This window comes from Paenibacillus sp. J22P143, assembly GCF_059692035.1.
Genome location: NZ_JCAUAQ010000007.1, coordinates 72,565 through 92,603, shown reverse-complemented (window position 1 = coordinate 92,603; position 20,039 = coordinate 72,565). Strand labels below are relative to the sequence as shown.

Annotated in this window: 15 protein-coding genes; 10 read left to right on the top strand and 5 right to left on the bottom strand. The window is 43.9% G+C overall.

Annotation, left to right across the window (positions count from 1 at the left end; genetic code table 11):
* Positions 1-18: 18 nt before the first annotated feature.
* Positions 19-903 (bottom strand): helix-turn-helix transcriptional regulator, encoded by an 885-nt coding sequence (locus AC58PQ_RS13725; RefSeq protein ID WP_497242483.1) that lies wholly within the window; start codon positions 901-903, stop codon positions 19-21.
* 187 nt (positions 904-1,090) lie between these two features.
* Here AC58PQ_RS13725 and AC58PQ_RS13720 point away from each other — a divergent pair, with 187 nt between their 5' ends.
* The 9 genes from AC58PQ_RS13720 to AC58PQ_RS13680 all read left to right on the top strand — a co-directional run bounded on the left by AC58PQ_RS13720 (position 1,091) and on the right by AC58PQ_RS13680 (position 12,170).
* Positions 1,091-2,071, top strand: coding sequence for an aldo/keto reductase (locus tag AC58PQ_RS13720; RefSeq protein WP_497242482.1), 981 nt, complete (start codon positions 1,091-1,093; stop codon positions 2,069-2,071).
* Positions 2,052-2,957 (top strand): creatininase family protein, encoded by a 906-nt coding sequence (locus AC58PQ_RS13715; protein ID WP_497242481.1) that lies wholly within the window; start codon positions 2,052-2,054, stop codon positions 2,955-2,957. The genes AC58PQ_RS13720 and AC58PQ_RS13715 overlap by 20 nt, the downstream gene beginning before the upstream one ends.
* 35 nt (positions 2,958-2,992) lie before the next feature.
* Positions 2,993-4,126, top strand: coding sequence for a fatty acid desaturase family protein (locus AC58PQ_RS13710; protein WP_497242480.1), 1,134 nt, complete (start codon positions 2,993-2,995; stop codon positions 4,124-4,126).
* Positions 4,116-4,436, top strand: a complete 321-nt coding sequence (locus tag AC58PQ_RS13705; RefSeq protein ID WP_497242479.1) for a MocE family 2Fe-2S type ferredoxin — start codon at positions 4,116-4,118, stop codon at positions 4,434-4,436. Before AC58PQ_RS13710 ends, AC58PQ_RS13705 begins: the two co-directional genes overlap by 11 nt.
* Before the next feature lie 13 nt (positions 4,437-4,449).
* Complete coding sequence (locus AC58PQ_RS13700) at positions 4,450-5,688, top strand: NAD(P)/FAD-dependent oxidoreductase (protein WP_497242478.1); 1,239 nt, start codon at positions 4,450-4,452, stop codon at positions 5,686-5,688.
* 36 nt (positions 5,689-5,724) lie between these two features.
* On the top strand, positions 5,725-6,666 hold the full coding sequence (locus AC58PQ_RS13695) for an aldose epimerase family protein (protein ID WP_497242477.1): 942 nt from the start codon (positions 5,725-5,727) through the stop codon (positions 6,664-6,666).
* A gap of 197 nt (positions 6,667-6,863) precedes the next feature.
* Positions 6,864-9,824: a malectin domain-containing carbohydrate-binding protein gene (locus AC58PQ_RS13690; protein WP_497242476.1), complete on the top strand. Its 2,961-nt coding sequence runs from the start codon at positions 6,864-6,866 to the stop codon at positions 9,822-9,824.
* A gap of 44 nt (positions 9,825-9,868) precedes the next feature.
* Complete coding sequence (fdhA, locus tag AC58PQ_RS13685; protein WP_497242475.1) at positions 9,869-11,083, top strand: formaldehyde dehydrogenase, glutathione-independent; 1,215 nt, start codon at positions 9,869-9,871, stop codon at positions 11,081-11,083.
* A gap of 259 nt (positions 11,084-11,342) precedes the next feature.
* Positions 11,343-12,170: a helix-turn-helix transcriptional regulator gene (locus AC58PQ_RS13680; protein WP_497242474.1), complete on the top strand. Its 828-nt coding sequence runs from the start codon at positions 11,343-11,345 to the stop codon at positions 12,168-12,170.
* Positions 12,171-12,242: 72 nt separating this feature from the next.
* On the opposite strand, the gene AC58PQ_RS13675 is transcribed toward AC58PQ_RS13680, so the two are convergent.
* From AC58PQ_RS13675 to AC58PQ_RS13660, 4 genes are all read right to left on the bottom strand, one after another.
* Positions 12,243-13,781 carry an ABC transporter substrate-binding protein gene (locus AC58PQ_RS13675; RefSeq protein ID WP_497242473.1) on the bottom strand — a complete coding sequence of 513 codons (1,539 nt, stop codon included), beginning with the start codon at positions 13,779-13,781 and terminating at the stop codon, positions 12,243-12,245.
* 281 nt (positions 13,782-14,062) lie between these two features.
* Complete coding sequence (locus AC58PQ_RS13670; RefSeq protein WP_497242472.1) at positions 14,063-15,616, bottom strand: ABC transporter substrate-binding protein; 1,554 nt, start codon at positions 15,614-15,616, stop codon at positions 14,063-14,065.
* 64 nt (positions 15,617-15,680) lie between these two features.
* Positions 15,681-16,562, bottom strand: a complete 882-nt coding sequence (locus tag AC58PQ_RS13665) for a carbohydrate ABC transporter permease (RefSeq protein WP_497242471.1) — start codon at positions 16,560-16,562, stop codon at positions 15,681-15,683.
* A 20-nt stretch (positions 16,563-16,582) separates the two neighbouring features.
* Complete coding sequence (locus tag AC58PQ_RS13660; RefSeq protein ID WP_497242571.1) at positions 16,583-17,500, bottom strand: ABC transporter permease; 918 nt, start codon at positions 17,498-17,500, stop codon at positions 16,583-16,585.
* Between the two features lie 250 nt (positions 17,501-17,750).
* Between AC58PQ_RS13660 and AC58PQ_RS13655 the strand changes: the two genes are divergently transcribed.
* Entirely contained in the window at positions 17,751-20,024 is a 2,274-nt protein-coding gene (locus tag AC58PQ_RS13655) for an AraC family transcriptional regulator (RefSeq protein ID WP_497242470.1), read from the top strand.
* The last annotated feature ends 15 nt before the right edge of the window (positions 20,025-20,039 follow it).

Below are 20,039 nucleotides of genomic sequence, written 5' to 3'. Positions count from 1 at the left end.
ATATAACCGTTACTCAAATCAAAGATCCGGCGTATCGGTAAAAACTGTGCTGCAGAACTGACTTAAGCTCATGCCTGTCTTGCGCTTAAAGATTTTTGCAAAAGCATGAATATTGGTGTAGCCGACCCTATTTGCGATCTCACCGAAAGAAAGTCCTGATTGTAAGGCTAGTTCTTTGGCTTTTTCCAGTCGAATCCAGACCAGATATTGCATAGGTGACATGCCGAAGGCATTGCGGAACTGTGTGATGATGTAGTTGCGGCTCCATCCGGAAAGCTTCTCCAGGTCTTGATGCTTAAAGCCATCCTGTAGATGGCTGGTCATATAATTACGTATAACGATGAGCTTAGCTCTGTTTGCATCTTCTTTATTTGAAGATCGGACGGCAAGCTCTTTTTTGTGTGTAGATAGTTGATACAAGATTTGGATGAGCAGACTTTGACAATGGAAATGATCCTTTACATCTGGCATTCGGTAATGATGGACAAGTTCGGTGAGCTTATGTTCAAGAGTGTGATTATGGTAATTTCCTAGATTATGTGTTCTGGTTTCGTCATCTAGATCTACAAGCTGCTGAATTGGAAAACCCGAATCACCAAAATGGAACACAATCGAAATACAAACATAGGGTTGGTCTGGACGGGTGCTGACATGATGAAGCTCGTTGGGTCTGTGAAACAATAGGTCGCCGCGCCTAGTCACATAATCACGGCCGTTGATCTGATAGTCTGCGATCCCTTCGATCACATATTGCAACTGAAATTGCTTAAGTATACGCGGTTTGAGCTTCCAACCATTGGGGGCGTTGAAGATGTGAGCCAGCGTAATATACGGAGGAAAATAGTATTGCTTTAATTGTTCAAGGGTATCATGCGGCTCCATAAAATAAAGCTTCTTTGACACTTGGTATACCTCCTAACGGGTGAAGATTGCTGTTATTAGTATACATGGGCTTCTCCATTTATGAAAAGTGTGATTTTGGTTACAACTCTGTTGCTTTCGACTAAATACGAAAGCCTCAAAGCTAAGTAAAATATAAGCATGGAAGCAGGGGAATTCACAAAATCATAAAATGGAGGTTTAACCGTGTATGAAATTTTCTAATTTTGCTGGATCAGGCGAACTGGTATCTCGCATCGGGTTTGGAGCTATGGGCTTAGGAGGCTCTTTTGGTACGTATGATGAAAAGTATTTAATAAATTCTGTCCTGCACAGTTTGGATCAAGGTGTGACGTTGATTGATACCGCACGCGCTTACGGCGAATCGGAACGGATTGTGGGTCTTGCTCTCAAAGAATGGCGTGGCGAACGCCCGTTTATTACCTCTAAGGTACAATCCCTCGGTCCTGGTTCAATCGGATGGGGGACGCACATTCCTGTTGAAACCGCTTACCCGCAAGGCTGGCTGCGCCGTTGTACAGAAATTTCACTGGAGACACTTGGCGTAGAGACAATTGACCTTATGCAGCTTCACCAATACTGGCCGCAGTGGGATAAGAAGGATTATTGGATGGAAGAATTGCTGCGATTGAAGGAAGAGGGGAAAATCCGGTATATCGGTATTTCAATTCCCGATCAACGTCATGACATTGCGCTCGCCCTTGTGCAAAGCGGCAAAATTGACGCCGTCCAGACCGTGTTCAATATTTTCGATCCGCTGCCGCTGGACTGTTTAATTCCATTTTGCGAGGAGCACGGTGTTGCCTTTCTTGCGCGCTGTGTTATGGATGAAGGCGGTTTGACGGGATTTCTGACCAAAGAAACCCAATTTGAAGACGGTGATTACCGGAAGACGTATTTCGACTATGTACCGCGTGAGATGTATATCGAACGGGTAGAGCGTCTGCGTCAATTTATTCCGCAGTATGCAAACAATTTGGCGGAGCTTGCGATTAAATTCGTATTGAAGCATCCAGCGGTTACCACCGCTCTAGTCTCGATGCATGTGCCTGAGTATGCCGACCAAAACATTGCAGCTGTCGATAAGGAACCGCTACCGGATGACGTATTTGAAGAAATTCGTAAATATCACCGATGGGTGCGTAATTTCTATGACACTAAATTTTGGTAGCTCGGAAAAAGTGCTATGGTCGGAGCTATTGCCATATGAATTTAAAAGACGTTTGGCCCATAATCCGCTTGTCTTCCTTCCGCTAGGCATTTGCGAGCCTCACGGCCAAATATCCGCATTCGGGCTGGATACCATCAAAGCAGAATGGTTATGCATCGAGGCGGCAAGAAGATGCGGGGGTATCGTGGCACCCGCTCTTGGCTATCACATTCATGAGTCCGGCTATCACGCGCGCTGGTTGGAGGATACAGTGGGGCGAGAAAATCCACATATGACGGGGATGCCTCCTCATATTATGCTTCCTTTCTTCTTGTATCAGCTTCGCGCATTCGTCAATGCGGGATTCCGATCGATATTCGTGGTCAGCGGACATAGCGGTGGAAACCAATATGATCTTCGCAAGGTTGCGGAAGCATTTTCAGCCCAAACGGGTGTAGTTATCCGAGTGGTAAGCGATCCTGAGTTAGTTGAGGGCATGTATGCAGGAGATCATGCAGGAAAATACGAAATTTCTCAGCTTCAATTTCTTCGTCCGGATCTTGTAGATTTTACACGATTACATCTGCAATTGCAGGACGGTTCAGGGGGGAGACTTGCGCTAGGTGAGGATGCCCTGGAAGCAAGCGCCGAGCATGGCGAGCGCATTATGCATGCTTGTCTGAATGAGTTGTGTAAACAAGCTGATCAAATGAAAGTGAGCTTTCATAGCCCTATGGACGCAAGTGAACCAACATCACTACTTTCATACGAAATCGTGGAAGACATATGGCGTCAATTGGTTAAACAAGGTCAATGGACAACGACTCAGCCACATCTAGAACAAAACCGTGTACCTACGGATTCACCCTGGAAGCCTTTTGAGTATGTGGAAGAAACGATGGGATAGGGAGCTTTTCCCATGTGAATAAGGAGGAGAGAACGATGGCATCTACTAAAATCAAAAGAGATTATAGTCTCACCGGACCTGAAAATAAGAGGGCTCAAGAGAGAGGGCTGGTAACATCGGAATGGTACCAATCGCCCATCCCGCGACAGAGGATGAAGGAGCTCATGAAGCGAAAGGACGGTCCCGCGATTCGAGATACGATCATCTGGTTTGCGCTGCTGATTGGCACTGGCGTGCTGGCGTATTACTCATGGGGCACATGGTGGGCAATCCCTGCATTTTTCTTATATGGGACGCTATATGCCTCGCCTGGTGACTCACGTTGGCATGAATGCGGGCATGGTACCGCGTTTAAGACACCATGGATGAACGAAGTCATTTATCAAATTGCTTCCTTCATGGTTCTGCGATCGGCTACGCCTTGGCGCTGGAGCCATTCGCGTCATCATAGCGATACGTATATCGTTGGTCGCGACCCTGAAATTCTGACTGAGAGACCTCCGATCTGGAAGGTCCTTTTCATGGAAATTCTCCATCTGTACGGTGGGCCAATAGAAATCAAAAGATTTCTATTGCATTGCGTCGGGAAAGTGGATGCAACGGAAAATGAGTACATTCCGCAATCAGAACGTCCAAAGTCCTATTTGGAGGCTCGTATTTACTTACTCATTTTACTGTCGGTTATCGGGTTGTCTGTGTATCTGCACAGCTTTCTCCCCCTCATGTTTGTGGGTCTGCCAACATTTTACGGAACGCTCTTGATGCTGCTTTTCGGAATGTCACAGCATTTGGGCATGTATGAGGATGTATTGGATCATCGCTTGAACTCGAGAACGATGTATTTAAATCCTTTTTTCAGATTTTTATATTGGAATATGAACTATCATATCGAGCACCATATGTTTCCGATGGTTCCTTATCACGCACTGCCGGCTCTGCATAAAGAGATGCAACCAGACTGTCCGGAGCCTTGCCGAAGCTTGGGTGCAGCGCTTAAAGAGGTTATTATTGCACTAATTAAACAGGGAAAAGACCCGTCTTATACCATCATTAAGCCTTTACCAAGTACCGCACGGCCTTATATGCATAGTCCGCTGGGAAGCACATCCGCAGCACAAGGAACTCGTGCAAGCAAAGTGACAACAGGAGGAATGACACATGGAGCTTAACGAATGGATTGAGGCATGTTCTGCAGATGAGATCGAGGAAGAGGACGTCATCCGCTTTGACTATAACGACCGAACATTTGCTATTTATCGTACGGATACCAACAGTTACTTCGCATCAGATGGTTATTGCACGCATGAAAAATTTCATCTATCGAACGGATTGGTTATGGGCAATACAATTGAATGTCCCAAGCATAATGGTCGATTCGATATTACGACTGGTCAGGCGAAGCGAGCACCGGTATGTGTAGATTTAAAGATGTACCCCGTTATGGTTGAAGCAGGCAAGGTTTACATCAGGGTCGACTAGAGGAGGATGAAACATGGCTGATTCAGGTATGGTCATTGTTGGTGCAGGGGAAGCTGGCGTGCGTGCGGCTATCGAGCTTCGAACGCAAGGCTGGGAAGGCAGCATAACACTTATCGGGGAGGAGAAATGGGCCCCATATGAACGGCCGCCGCTTTCGAAGGATACTCTGAAGGGAGAGAATGTGCCCTCGCCAGTATTTATTATGGATTTGGCGAAATTACAGCATCATCAGATTGACTTTATTTCCGACAGCGTAGTGATCTGGATTGACAGAGATGCTCAGCATGTTGAATTGGCGGATGGGAAGCGAATTCGTTATGTGAAGCTGTTGCTTGCTACAGGGGCACGGCCACGTAGGTTATCTATTGAGGGCATTGAGCCGTTAGGGTTGATTTATCTTCGAACTTACGATGACGCTCTTAAACTGAGAGATAAGCTTCAACCTGGTGGGCGCATCGCTATTATCGGCGCAGGTTTTATTGGTCTTGAGGTTGCGGCAAGTGCTATAGAACGCGGTTGTTCTGTAACCGTCATTGAGGTCGGTCCTCGTATTCTCATGCGAGGGGTTCCAGAGGAGATCGCCTGCATTGTCGAAGAGCGGCATCGTGAGGCTGGTGTTACATTTAAGCTTGGCGTCGGAATAAGTAGCATCACAAGCTCAGATTCAGAAAGTGTCGTTATTCTTGCGGACGGTACGTCAATCGTATGCGATCATATTGTTGCTGGCATTGGGGCTATTCCCGAGACAAAGCTGGCGGCAGCCTGCGGACTTGCTGTGGAGAACGGTATCCGCGTTGATGAGAGCCTAGCAACGAGTGATCCGAATATTTTCGCAGCGGGAGATTGTTGTTCTTTCCATCATCCATTCTACGGCGGGAATACGATCCGGCTTGAAGCTTGGCGAAATGCACAGGATCAAGGGACGCATGCGGCCCAAAGTATGTTGGGACAAGTAAAGCCGTATGCATGCATACCTTGGTTCTGGTCGGATCAATATGATTTAACACTTCAAGTAACGGGCATGACTGATTATGGAAGTCGTATTGTGCGGCGTAATATAGGGGAATCCGCCATTCTTAATTTCCATCTGACGGAAGAAGGGCGTTTGGTTGCGGTTAGTGGCATCGGTACGGCTGCAAGCATCGCTAAGGATATCCGTGTCGGTGAAATGCTGATTGAGCAGCAGGCGAAGCCGGATCCTGAGGCTCTGGCTAATCCAAACGTAAAATTGAAGACACTTCTTCATGCGTAGGACTGTCTTGACCAGGAGCAAGGGAGGAGGAGCAGGGTGGAGAAGAACGGAGCAATTGAGGTTTATCGATGGAAATATAAGGGCTGTAGCTCCATTATTATCGAGAGCGAACAGATAAGGATCGAATTGTTGCCTGAATTGGGTGGGAAACTGGTTTCGATGGTTTACAAGCCGACTGGTAAGGAGTGGATGCTCGATTCGGGCAAAAGGTCTTTACGTCAGCCGGATTATGGGTCATCTTTTACCGAGTGGGATATGAGTGGCTGGGATGAATGCTTCCCGACCATCATAGCTTGCCCTTCGGGGGTGGATCCTGACATTCGTTTGCCTGACCACGGTGAGCTTTGGTCACTCCCATGGACGCATACCATCGAGAATAACGCGGTTGTTTGTTCGATACGAAGTCCTAAGCTGCCGTACTGTTTCACAAGGCGGATTTCATTCCCAGATGCGGATCGGGTTCGGATGGATTACTTTGTTGAAAATGTGGGAGAGCTGCCGATTCCTTTTTTATGGGTACCTCATCCTCAGTTTGCAGTTACAGAACCGACGCGTATCCTGCTTCCGGAGGCCGTCAAACAAATGCTTTGTGTAGATGCAGGTTGTAAGCTTACGGCGGGTGCATCTTACCCTTGGCAAGACGTATCCTTGCTTTCCCCGGAACTTACGGGGGATGCCAGAAAGTTCTATTACGACGGGGAAGTACCTGCCGGATGGTCAGGGCTGTATGGCGAAGAGAGCGGCAACTATTTGATCGTAACTGTTCCGCCAGACAAAGTACCATTCCTTGGCGTTTGGATCGATGAGGGCAAGTATAATGACCGAGTAACTTGTGCTTTAGAGCCAAGTATCGGGTATTACGATTCCCTTGAAAAGGCGATGGGGAATGGAACGGCGCAAACGATACCGGCACACAATTCATGTGAGTGGTATCTGGAGCTTGCCATTGGAGCAGGGGATTGGCAAAAGAGCGTTTAGTATTGGATGATCGCAAGACGAGGCTAATAGAAGTACATAGAAATATAACGCGGCGGATATTATGCAGCGTTATATTTTTTTTGGATATCAATTATAGACACAAAAAGCAATTCACAGCCATTGTCCTAGAACTGAGATACAAAGTATGATGATTGTAATACGAGAAATCATCATATCTAACATTGGAGTGACTTTACATGCCTAATTCATCGATTATTGTGTACTCGCGCAGTGCATCCAAGGAAGAAGTGTTTGCTGCCAAAGAAATACGCAGGTACATATATTTGCGTACATCTGTCCTTCTTCCTTTGGTATCTACAGACAGTGTTCCCGAAGGGAGCAGTGGGTTTATTATCGCGTATCCTGATCATGATTTAATAAAGAATACGATCGCTTTTCCAGAGATCCAAGATGTAGTATTACGTGAACAAAGCTATAAGTTGAAAACGCTCACAATTGCAAATGGGAACTGGCTTGTCGTAGCGGGAGGACGAAAAGGAGGATTACTCTTTGCGGCTTATCGTGCAATAGAACATTTCGGTATCCGCTTCTCTCTTCACGGAGATATTGTTCCTGATGGGCAGATTCCCCTATCCTTACCCAACCTTGATGAGACAAGCACCCCCATCTTTAATTTGCGAGGCATTCTTCCGTTTCACGATTTTCCAGAAGGACCGGATTGGTGGAACGAAGACGACTATAAGAGCGTGCTATCCCAACTGCCTAAGCTTCGGATGAATTTTATTGGGCTGCATACTTACCCGGAGAGACCTCGTACGAATCTATACGCCAGTGCAGAACCAGCTACTTGGATTGGGCTGCCGGAGGACACCAAAAACAACGGTGATGTAACGCACAGCTATCCATCCAGGCACTACACGACGATCAATGGTGCGTGGGGATATACTTCGCAAAAAACCGGAAGTTTTACCGATGGTGGTGATCAGCTGTTCGAAAAAGATGATTACGGAGCCGATTATATGCAAGGCATGGCTCCCTGGCCGGACTCGATGGAGGCCAATAATGAGCTTTTCAATCGTTTCGGACGATTGTTGGAGTCAGTGTTTCATTATGCACAAGAGCTCAGCATCTCGACTTGCTTAGGGATGGAGGGACCTCTAACCATACCGCAGGATGTCAAATCGCATTTGATCGAGAAGGGGTTGAACCCCGAGGACCCCAAAGTTGTTCAGCAGCTATATGAGGGGATTTTCACTCGAATCAATAATACCCATCCGCTGGACTATTTCTGGTTATGGACGCCAGAGCATTGGACATGGGGCGGAAACACCGAAGAACAAACGCAAACCACCTTGCGTGATATTCAATTGGCCATTGGAGCGGCAGAGAAGGTGAACCCATCGATTCAAGTAGCCACTAGCGGCTGGGTGCTTGGACCTCAAACGGATCGGACATTATTTGACCGCCATCTGCCTAAGTCTGTGCCATTCAGCTGTATCAATCGGAATCTTGGAAATGAATTCGTGGAGCCCGGATTCCAAACGATCCAAGACCGTCCAACGTGGGCGATTCCATGGGTCGAGGACGATCCTGCGATGAACTTGCCGCAATTATGGGCAGGACGTGTAAGACGGGATGCGGCGGATGCAGCGGCTTATGGATGCGATGGGTTGATGGGCATTCACTGGCGGACGAAGGTAATCGATCCGACACTAGCAACACTTGCCTACGCAGGCTGGGAGCAGTCAGACTGGAATCCAAACCTAGGCAAACAGGAAGAGATGGATTCTTATACGACGGAAGGTGCCATTGGCGGGAGATCGTTGACCGTAGAGGAGTCGGAAAGCACACAGGAAGCTGTCTATCAAACGATGCGAGCAGGGATGAAGGGGTACCGCCTTCAAGTGCCAAACGGAATCTATACGTTGAAGCTGAAATTTGTGGAGTGCGACGTGACGGAGTCCGGGAAGCGCATATTTGATGTATTCACAAATGGTGACATTGGCAAAAGGATTTATCAGCTGGACATCTTTGCCGGAAGTGGTCACATGCGTCCTTTGGAGCGAGTGATCGAACAATTCAAAGTGTCTGACGGCATCATCGATTTGACGTTCAAAAGTCATAATGGTGAAGCTTGTCTAAGTGCCATAGAGGTTGATGGGCAGACTGACGATATTAACCAATTCAAGGGCTATGCGTATTCGCGAAAAATAAACTGCGGGGGTCCTGCGATTGGCTCCTATGAGGCCGACCTTCCAGAGTTGAAGATCCGTGATCGTGACTTGCCGATTGCCGACTTTTATCAGGATTGGGCTTACGCTCAGTTTGGTCCTGATGTTGCAGCTGAAGCAGCAGCGTTGTTTACTGAACTTGACGGAAAACTTCCACGTCCGATCACCTGGGTCACAGGACCTGGCAGCACTATTGTGGCCAATCGAGCGTCTTGGGCAGATGTATCACCACAATATGACTTTATAAATCGATTTGAGGCATTACGAAGCAACATCCGTGGCGCTGGGTATTTGGAGCGATTCGATTACTGGCTCAATCAATTCCGATATCTGCGTAGTACGGCCCAAATCGGATGCACACTTGGATTGTACGAAGCTGAACTGGAAGGCCTGCAGCCAGATGCTTCGGATACACAGAGACGGATAGTAGCCCGTGAACGGCTGCTGCCTATTCGCAAAAAGCTCATCCATCAATATGCCGAACTCAATCAATATTTACTAGATTGTGTCTACACGCCCGGAGAACTAGGCACTTTCGCCAACATACAGCAGCAAACGATGCAGCTGCAACTGCATAAACCTGGTAGAGAATTGGAAGATTGGCTAGGCGAACCGCTGCCGCAAGATGCGCTTCCTTCCATGAAGTATACAGGCAAGACACGCTTAATCGTTCCAACTGTCCGCACAAGTCTGAACAGCGGCGAGAGGTTGAATTTGAAAGTGATTGTACTGGGCCAGAAAGGCCAGAAACCTCTCCAATTAACTTTTTACTGGAGAACTCTTGGTAGTACAACCTATCAGAAAGTCGAATGTGCACATGTCAATCGAAGCGTCTATCATGTTTCACACCTGCCGGAATCTGCCGAGGATTTCGAGTATTACATCGAAGCCATTTTAGAAGATGATGAAAGATTACAGTTCCCTGTAACTGCGCCGGTGCTAAATCAGACGATCGTAGTGAAATAGCGGAATTGGAGAGAAATATAGTTCAAATTGGGAGGAATATGGATATGGCAGGAAACAGAGCAGTGGTATATAACAAACCAGGTAGCGTAGAGATTCGAGATACAGACTATCCAGATCTTATTTTGCACGATGGTCCTGGTGTCAATCCTTTAAACGTAGGTCGCAAGTGCGAACATGGCGTTATTCTGAAAGTCGTAACGACGAATATTTGCGGAAGCGACCAGCACATGGTGAGAGGAAGAACAACGGCGCCGTCAGGACTCATTTTAGGACATGAAATTACAGGTGAAGTGATTGAGGTTGGACGCGATGTGGAATTTATCAAAAAGGGAGATTTGGTCTCTGTTCCTTTCAATATCGCATGCGGACGCTGCCGTAGCTGTAAAGAGCGCAATACCAATGTATGTCTGAATGTGAATCCGGATCGTCCTGGTTCTGCTTATGGCTACGTAGATATGGGCGGTTGGGTAGGCGGACAATCTGAATACGTGATGGTTCCTTACGCGGACTTTCAACTTTTGAAATTTCCGGATAAAGCGCAAGCGATGGAAAAAATCCTCGACTTAACGATGCTTTCGGATATTTTCCCTACTGGTTATCATGGCGCAGTAAGTGCGGGCGTTCGTCCGGGCTCCACGGTATACGTGGCGGGTGCAGGTCCTGTCGGCTTGGCAGCAGCACATTCCGCTCAGTTGTTGGGCGCAGCCGTTGTTATTGTCGGTGATTTGAATGCGGAACGTCTTGCGCAAGCAAAGAGCTTTGGCTGCGAAACGGTGAATCTGCGTGAGAATAGTAATTTAGCTGAGCAAATCGATCGAATTTTGGGCTCACCAGAAGTCGATTGCGCAATCGATTGTGTAGGTTTTGAAGCCCACGGTCATGGGAAGCAACACGGAGAAGCGCCGGCTACTGTGCTTAACTCGATTATGGAAGTCACTCGCGCAGGCGGAAGCTTAGGTATTCCAGGACTTTATGTGACTGGCGATCCGGGTGCTGTAGATGAGGATTCAAAAATCGGAACGCTCAAAATCCGTTTTGGACTTGGCTGGGCGAAATCCCATACGTTCGTTACTGGACAAACCCCGGTAATGAAATATCACCGTGATTTGATGATGGCGATTCTTAGCGGCAGAGCGCAAATTGCGAAAGCTGTTAATGCAACGAAAATTTCGCTTGCAGAAGCACCGAATGCGTATCAAGAGTTTGATCGCGGTGTTTCTCGGAAGTTTGTTATTGACCCTCATGGCCTAGTCAAATAGGTCGAATTTTGGACGTTTTTGTCATAAATGGGGAAGCCGTACGGTTGCTGGATGACTTATTGATGGCAGCTGCGTAATATCTAGAGAGTTAAAAAGAACAGTCTCACCTTCATTCAAAAGGGCGGGACTGTTCTTTAACTAATACAATTGTTTCGATGTGCCAATGTGTGCGATAATTGTCCTTCATACTCATAGAACCTTTTGACTGGTATCTTCTTACTATAAAAGATTCAGTCTCGACAAAGGAGTGGTTACATCGTTGCTACCTACAGTTGATCCCATCTTCCCCCCTTTTCGTATAGTAAAAGTTTCACCAGGGACGATTGTTTACCCGCCAAGCAGTCAATTCGGACCGCGGATTCAACAAGATTTACAGCTGTTTTTATTGGATTCCGGCTCACTGCGATTATGGATCGATGATAAATGCCACACAGTACTTCCAGGATATCTGGTATTATTACAACCCGGACATCGGGAAAAGTTTGAATTCTCCAAGGAAGAGGAAACCTGGCATCGTTGGTTAACGGTAAGTGTAGACTCATGGTCCATTGAGATTCGAGAATTTCTTGCTCAATTGCCTTTCATGATCCCGATTAGCCAAGAGATGAGTCGCATGGTCAATCAGTTAATTCTTTTTAAACATAGATCTTCGCCAGAATATGAAAAGGTCATTCAATCTTTAGGAATGTCCGCCCTTTATTTGTATGCGGCCGAGGCAAAAAACGTGGACTTGGTTGAAGCCGAGCATCCTGCGATTTTCCTAGCTAGGTCGTTGGCGCATCGCAGTTTTAGCGATGAGTTGACACTTGCGGATCTCGCGAAGGCGGGTAACATTACGCAGGAACATTTAATCCGTTTGTTTCACCGTCATTTGGGAATAACACCGATGCAATATGTATGGCAGTACCGTTCTAAACAAGGTGTGGATTTATTGATCAACACGGGCCTTACTGTTACAGAAATCGCAAATCAATGCGGATTTAAGACCTCCTATCATTTTGCTCGTACAATCAAAAAGTGGACGAATCGGACGCCGACCGAAATACGTCACGACCATTGGCATGCGAAAGATATCAATTTCAAATAAGGTAAGCTATTAATGATAAAAACCCTGTCCTCAGCATTTAACTGAGGACAGGGTTTTTGATATAAAATACCATTATTTGGAAGTTTTCCAAGCGTCAACTTGTTTTTGCATTTCAGCAATGATTTTATCGGAACCGGCTGTCTTCAGTTTAGCCAAAAATTCATTGTACTTATCTTCCGAAGCAATTCCAAGTTCAATGGATCTGGAGTATTCGTCATAAACAGCGCTCGTTTTCGCGATCTCGGATTTTACCGGCTCTGCATCGAAGTTAAATCCTAGTAATTTAGAAGGTGTTGCCGATTCATTCATTTTCTTCGTGTCTTCCCAAACCGTTTTAGGCATACCTTTTTCAACATTAGCAAGGAAGTTGGTAGCAAACATCCATGGAACTTGCGGGTTGTACGCTTTTTGATTATCGCCAGGAACCATAAACCCATCTGCGTCGAGTTTGAAATGGTTATCCTTGATACCGAAGTTTAACAGATTGTAAAGGTCTTTATCCGTATTCAGAAGCTCGAGCACCATCATAGCTCTTTCAGGATTTTTCGAGTTTCTGTTGATACCTTGCATCGTAGCGGTAATACCGCTTGTTGTAAGATGTGCTGTTCCAGCAGGAGCATCTACCATAGGATAACCGGCTTGAGCCGTTTCACTGATATCGCCGCCTGGTTTGAAAGCGCCGCCGAGATTCACTGCCCATTTACCAGCCTTCGCATCTGTCCATTCATCCTTTTTCTGAGAAATGCGTTCTTTGGAATTCAATAAACCTTTGTCGTTCCAATCTCTCATCATAGCTGCAAATTTTTTGGCTTGTGGAGTTTCGAACTGGTTAATGACTTTAAGAGATGCATCGGAGTAATTGACCGCACCCGGAACATTAAAGCCAGAAATGGAATCAAGGTTAAATAAATCACTGCCAACTTGATCAAATGAAGTAATAAACGCTTTCTTTGGATCGTCATTATGAACGCTCGTTACATACGGCTCCAACAGTTTTAAGGTGTCCATATTTATTTTTCCGCTTACAGAACGGAGATCGAACTTGTACTTGTCTACCAACTCTTTAGGGAACATCAAGGCAGGGGTTCTGGCAGAGATTTGTTGGTTGACAAATCCATAAATATTACCCTTTATTCTCGCAGCGTCCCACATCACTTTTGGCACGGTAGCATAGGTTTTAGGAGCATAGGTTACGAGCAAATCATCAAGAGGAAGAAAGGCGCCTTTTGCAACATTTTGGCTGAAGTTGGCAATCCAACTTGCCGTAAAGGCAATGTCATACGGTTCGCCTGAGGCAATGACGACTTGCATCTTTTGATCATAGTCACCAAATGCGAACGGTTTAAAATCTACGGTTGCATTAAGTTTTGCTTTCAACACCTTGTTCACTTCTGTAAATACTTTATCTTGTTCAGGCTGCGGGAAGTTGCCAGGGAAGTACCAAGTCAGTTTGACTTCCGGAAGAGCCGCAGGTGTTTCAACGACTTTGGCAGCCGGGCTTGCTGTTTCTTGCGTTGTTTTGCTGCCGCATGCGGAAAGCATCATGCTGACTACGAGAAGCATACTGCCTGCTATGAGAACTGGTTTCCCTAGTTTTAAAGTATTGAACATGTACAATATCCTCCCTTTATTGTGAACATTATATTCTTAAAATGGATTTAAATCCATGTTTAAGCTACCTAACTAACCTCTAGTTTTATCGTAGCCTGAATCTCATCCATATAACAATTTCTAATCTCATGAATAAGTTCAATTCGGAGTTAAAATACGAGTTCTTAATTGCATAGTGAGTTCTTAAATTAGGCAGAACGAATCGATGTATACCTTTAAAGTATAATAAAAACCCTGCCCATCAGATGTGATCTGTGGACAGGGTTTGTCATGTTATCGTATTATTTTGAAGCTTTCCAAGCATCAATTTGTTTTTGCATTTCAGCAATAATCTTATCGGAACCGGCTGTTTTTAGTTTAGCCAAGAACTCATTGTACTTCTCTTCGGAAGCAGTACCAAGTTCAATGGATCTGGAGTATTCGTCATAAACTGCGCTCGATTTCGCGATCTCGGATTTTACTGGCTCTGCATCAAAGTTAAAGCCTAGTAATTTAGAAGGTGTTGCCGTTTCGTTCAGTTTCTTCGTGTCGTCCCAAACCGTTTTAGGCATACCTTTTTCAACGTTAGCAAGGAAGTTGGAAGCAAACATCCATGCAACTTGTGGATTGTAAGCTTTTTGATTGTCGCCAGGAATCATGAATCCATCTGCATCGATCTTGAAATGGTTATCTTTCATACCGAAGTTCAACAGATTGTAAAGATCTTTGTCTGTATTCAGAAGCTCAAGAACCATCATAGCTCTTTCAGGATTTTTCGAGTTTTTGTTGATACCTTGCATTGTTGCAGTAATACCGCCTGTTGTAAGAGCTGCTGTACCGGCAGGAGCATCGACCATCGGATAACCAGCTTGAGCTGTTTCACCGATATCACCGCCTGGTTTGTAAGCGCCGCCGATATTCATTGCCCATTTGCCAGCCTTCGCATCTGTCCAATCATCCGTTTTCTGAGAAATACGGTCTTTGGAATTCAATAATCCTTTGGCGTTCCAATCTCTCATTGTAGCTGCGAATTTCTTAGCTTGCGGAGTTTCATACTGGTTAACGACTTTTAGTGATCCATCAGAATAATCAACCGCACCCGGAACGTTAAAGCCGGAAATGTAATCAAGATTAAACAAATCGCCAAATGAATTAAAGGAAGTGATGAATGCTTTCTTTGGATCGTCTTTATGCACGCTCGTTACATAAGGCTCCAGCAGGTTTAGCGTGTCTGCATTGATTTTGCCGCTTACAGATTTGACATCTAGCTTGTACTTCTCAGTCAGATCTTTCGGGAACATTAGAGCTGGTGTTCTGGCAGAGATTTGTTGGTTGATAAATCCATAAATTTTGCCTTTCACTTTCGTAGCGTCCCACATTGATTTTGGCACAGAAGCAAATGATTTAGGAGCATATTTAGCAAGTAAATCATCAAGCGGCATTAAGGCGCCTTTTGCAACACCCTGGCTGTAGTTGTTAATCCAGCTTGCAGTAAAGGCAATGTCATACGGTTCGCCTGAGGCAACGACGACTTGCATCTTCTGATCATACTCACCGAATGCGAACGGTTTGAATTCCACGGTTGCATTAATTTTTGCTTTCAAGATTTTATTCACTTCGGCAAATACTTTATCTTGCTCAGGCTGCGGGAAGTTTCCTGGGAAGTACCAAGTCAGTTTAACTTCTGGAAGAGTCGTCGGTGTGACAGCGGCTTGGGCAGATTCAGCTGGTTTGGCAGATGGGCTTGCTGTTTCTTGTGCCCCGTTGCTTCCGCAAGCGGAAAGCATCATGCTGATTGCGAGAAGCATACTACCTGCTACTAGACCTGGTTTTACTAGCTTTAAATTTTTGTACATATACAAAATCCTCCCTTTTGTTTGTAAACATTATATTCTTAAAATGGATTTAACCATGTTTAAGTTACCCTTTTACTGCACCTACTGTAAGGCCTCTGACGAAGTATTTTTGGAAAAATGGAAACACAATTAACATCGGACCAGCGGCAAGTATGGCCATAGCCATACGGGCGGATTCCGAGGGAAGATCGGCATTTTTCATACTAGGCGGCATCATGTTGCTTGCACTGGTTAGATATTGAATATTATTCATCATTCTATATAGCATATATTGGAGAGGAACGAGGCTTTCTTTCTCAACATACAGCAAGCTTAGCCACCAATCATTCCAATAATGTAAAAGCATAAATAACGCAACTGTTGCAAGCCCAGGCTTAGCTAACGGTAGAATGATTTGAAAAAAGATTCTGAATTCGCTTGCTCCGTCAATCATGCAGGATTCAATGATACTGAGCGGAATCTTTTGCATGAAGGATCTCAAAATCAAGATAAACCAAGGAATAGCCAAATAGGGAAGAATAAGCGCAAAGATCGTATTTTTCAAATGCAGATAATTCGTAATTAAGATGTAGGTCGGAACGAGTCCACCGTTAAACAGCATTGTGAAAAAGACATAAAAACTTAGAGAGTTTTTTAATTTATAGTCTTCACGAGACAGCGCATAGGCAATGCCTGCCATGACTGTAACTGAAACGAATGTACCGAAAAAACTAACAAATAGAGAAACCTTGAATGCGTTTAATAGCTGTACAGGTTGATACAAAATGTAAGCATATGCCGTAGTATCAAATATTTGTGGGAATAATTGATATCCATTCTTAACAATATCGACTTCGTTGCTGAATGAAACGGAAATAATGGAAATAAGCGGAATAATACATGTGAGACTGAACAGGATGAATAGTAGGTTAATCATGACCTGAGGCCACGTTTTTCTTGCCAGCATGTGCTCACCTCTTTGTTGTTCTAGAATAATTTGTTCTCTTCGTCTACTTTCCTCACGATATAATTGCTAATCAACACAATGATGAATCCCATTGTAGATTGAAATAGACCTACTGCTGATGACATACCAATATCTCCGGAAACTTTCAGCATACGATACACATACGTATCAATAACTTGCGTTACAGGGTACAACTGGCCGATCTCTCTCGGTACGAAGAAGAACAAGCCGAAATCGGAGTAAAAGATTTTTCCTACAGATAATAAAGTCATAATTGTGATTAGCGGCATGAGCAACGGAATAGTAATGGTTCGAACCATTTGAAATTTAGATGCGCCGTCAATAGCCGCAGCTTCGTAATACTCTTGTGAGATACCTAGGATGCCCGCATAAAAGATGATGCTTACATAGCCTAGACCTTTCCAAATGTTAATTAACGTTAATAAAATAGGCCAGATCCAAGTCTCTGTGTAAAAATCAAACGAAAAATTACCTAACCGTTCCATATAAGAAGTAATAATGCCATGCGGGCCTAGAAAAGAATAAGCCATATAAGCGACGATGACCCACGAAAAGAAATACGGAAAGAAAAATATGGTTTGATACGCTTTTAGAAGCCTTCTGCTCACAATTTCATTCAAAAGGATGGCAAACAACACGGAGAGAAACGTACCGACTGCGATAAAAATGGAGTTGTAGGCTAAGGTATTTCTCACCACGATCCATGCATCGCTAGATGTGAAAAAAAACTTGAAATTGTCGAAACCGACCCAGGGGCTGTGAAAGATGCCATCTGTATAGTTGATGTTTTTAAAAGCGATGAATATCCCGCCCATAGGGATATAAGAAAACACGAATATAATGAGGATGGCTGGAAACGCTAACATAGTTAGCTGAACATTCTTTTTCGTATTCTGAGACTTAAGTATGGTTTTTATCAATGTGATCCTTGCTCCTTTAACTAGATTTTGTCGAAATGCTTGGTGGCTGACCTCTGGCTTTATCTTAGCCTGTGCCTCTTTCAAAAAACAATTTCTGATATCACGGAAAAGTTCAATTCGGAGTCAAAATGCGAGTTCTGAATTGATTAGTAAGTTCTTAAATTAGGGAAATAACCTCGATTGTTTTGCAGAGGGTTCATTAAAAATTGTTTTTGTGATAATCTTTTTGAAGAAGGAGTTGTTACTTGTGTTCAAAAAATTCAGCATGAAAAACCCCTATCAACTGTTTCTTACAATTTTACTGCCATTTCTTCTAAGTACAGTATTGCTTCTTTTCGTACAATCTTCGTTTTTAACCCAGAACTTTGAAAGCTTTGCTCTTCAAATGGTTTATAATCAACAAAAAAACGACTTGCAGAATACAAGTCGAAATGTAAGCGTAATGGCACAAGCAGCTCGGTCGGTTGCAACGACAGCTTTTTTTGATGATACAATTAAGGACTTGCTGTATTCGGATGTAAATCCCGGAGACTACATTAAATATAAGGACAAGTTAGCATCTTATAAAAACATCTATCCTTTTTTACAATCGATCTATATTTATAATGGAAGTCAAATTCATGCGTTGCCAAGCCAGAAATTTGTTTATGACCGTTCAAACTTTGAAGACATGGGGATTTTTTCGATTTTGTACGACATTCTGCATAATCGATCTCATAGTATTGTTCTAAGACAAATACCTAATATTATGTATGGAATTTCATCAAACGCAGAGAAAGATATTTATGTGTATTCTTATCTTTTTTTCGATTCGCAAGTTCAGAGCGGTAAAGTCAGCGAAGCCATTATTCTTAATATCTCGGAAGAGTCGATCAAACAAACGATCAGCTCGTCCGACCATAAAAATGACAATCGCATCTTTATCATTGATCGTGATGGAAGGTTAATGTCGGGAGATGGCAAGCATCCTTTGCTCAGTGATCTAAATGAAGAGGACTATATTCAAAAAATTCAATCATCAAAGGAATCCAGCGGAAACCTGCGCTTGAATGTAGATGGTGTGGATTCATTTATTACATATGCAGTCACCGATGCCTTTGGCTGGAAAGTAATTAGCATTACTCCCTATCATAGCATCGTCCAAGATGTCGAAAGTATGAAGCAAAAAACCTATCTACTTGTTATTTGTTTCATTGTCGGAAGTATCTTACTATCGTTTTATTTATCGCGAAGACTATATAAGCCTATGAACGTCGTCATTCAGAACTACATCGAGTTGGAATCCGAGAAGAGAAATGAGTTTTACAATCGAAAACAAAATTTCCTGCGAAGAATGGTACGTTCTAATGAGAGGATGTCTGTTGAAGCTCTCAAGAAGCGCTTCCATACCTATCACATTAAGCTTGAGCCGGCAGATTCGTTTTTGCTTTTACTAGTGAAAATTGATCGTTTTGCGGATTTTTGTTCGGCGTTTAGCTTAAAGGATCGAGGCTTATTGAAATTCGGCATGATTAACATTATTTCTGAGCTGATGTCTAGCACATATAAACATGAATGTGTTGAAATCGAAGAGGATCAGATCTTAATTTGGATGAACTACAATGGTTTGGATTTGCCATCTATGGATGACAGTCTAGTTTCACTTGTCAATGGGATTCAAGAAAATACACAAAAATATTTGAATGTATCGATTTCGTTTACCTTCAGCGAACCATTTCAAATGTTGGATACCATCAACTTTCATTACTTGAAAACACTTGATTTATCCAATTACAGATTAATTCTTGGGCATAAAGCATTAATTTCTTACGACCGTATAGACATTCAGACGGATGAGTTTAAATATCCGCAGGACCAGGACAAGGAACTGGCAGATGCCTTAATTCAGGGCCAATTTGCTGAAGCAAAACAAGTGTTGTCAAGCGTGATCCAGGAGGCTTCGCGTTATAGTTATACAGTGCTAAATTCAGTGCTCATCCGACTATTGTTATCGATTCGTCATGCGATTGAAATCGTTGAAGCTAATTACGCGATTAAAGTGAATTTCAATTTCAATACCTACCTGGCAGCTCTTCAAAAAATGGAAACGTTAGAACAGATCCAGGCCGACTTTCATGAGTTGTTTGACCATTTAGCGTCAGAGCTTGAAACTAAAAAAGACAATAAATACATCAAACTGATTGAGGACGTAAATCAGATCGTTCATGCAGAATTCGCAAATCCAGCGTTATCTTTAGAAGAAATTGCTGAAAAGGTGGATTTATCATCTCCATATCTAGGTAAATTATACAAGAAGCATCGGCTCATTTCTGTCACCGATTATATCAATCATGTTCGGCTTGGATATGCAAGTGAACTGATCGCTAACTCAGAGGAAACGATTAACGATATTATGGAAAAATCAGGGTTTGTCAGCCGCAGCCATTTTTTTACTTTATTTAAAAAGGCATATGGCGTGACGCCTAATCAGTATCGAAGTAATGCGAAGGTGCGTAACAGAGAAGAAGAACATGCGGAATAACCGCATGTTCTTCTT

Bases quoted from the DNA above. Each gene is read 5' to 3' on its own strand.
- AC58PQ_RS13720 (WP_497242482.1), top strand. From the start codon at position 1,091: ATGAAATTTTCTAATTTTGCTGGATCAGGCGAACTGGTATCTCGCATC.
- AC58PQ_RS13715 (WP_497242481.1), top strand. From the start codon at position 2,052: ATGACACTAAATTTTGGTAGCTCGGAAAAAGTGCTATGGTCGGAGCTA.
- AC58PQ_RS13710 (WP_497242480.1), top strand. From the start codon at position 2,993: ATGGCATCTACTAAAATCAAAAGAGATTATAGTCTCACCGGACCTGAA.
- AC58PQ_RS13705 (WP_497242479.1), top strand. From the start codon at position 4,116: ATGGAGCTTAACGAATGGATTGAGGCATGTTCTGCAGATGAGATCGAG.
- AC58PQ_RS13700 (WP_497242478.1), top strand. From the start codon at position 4,450: ATGGCTGATTCAGGTATGGTCATTGTTGGTGCAGGGGAAGCTGGCGTG.
- AC58PQ_RS13690 (WP_497242476.1), top strand. From the start codon at position 6,864: ATGCCTAATTCATCGATTATTGTGTACTCGCGCAGTGCATCCAAGGAA.
- fdhA (WP_497242475.1), top strand. From the start codon at position 9,869: ATGGCAGGAAACAGAGCAGTGGTATATAACAAACCAGGTAGCGTAGAG.
- AC58PQ_RS13675 (WP_497242473.1), bottom strand. From the start codon at position 13,781: ATGTTCAATACTTTAAAACTAGGGAAACCAGTTCTCATAGCAGGCAGT.
- AC58PQ_RS13670 (WP_497242472.1), bottom strand. From the start codon at position 15,616: ATGTACAAAAATTTAAAGCTAGTAAAACCAGGTCTAGTAGCAGGTAGT.
- AC58PQ_RS13665 (WP_497242471.1), bottom strand. From the start codon at position 16,562: ATGCTGGCAAGAAAAACGTGGCCTCAGGTCATGATTAACCTACTATTC.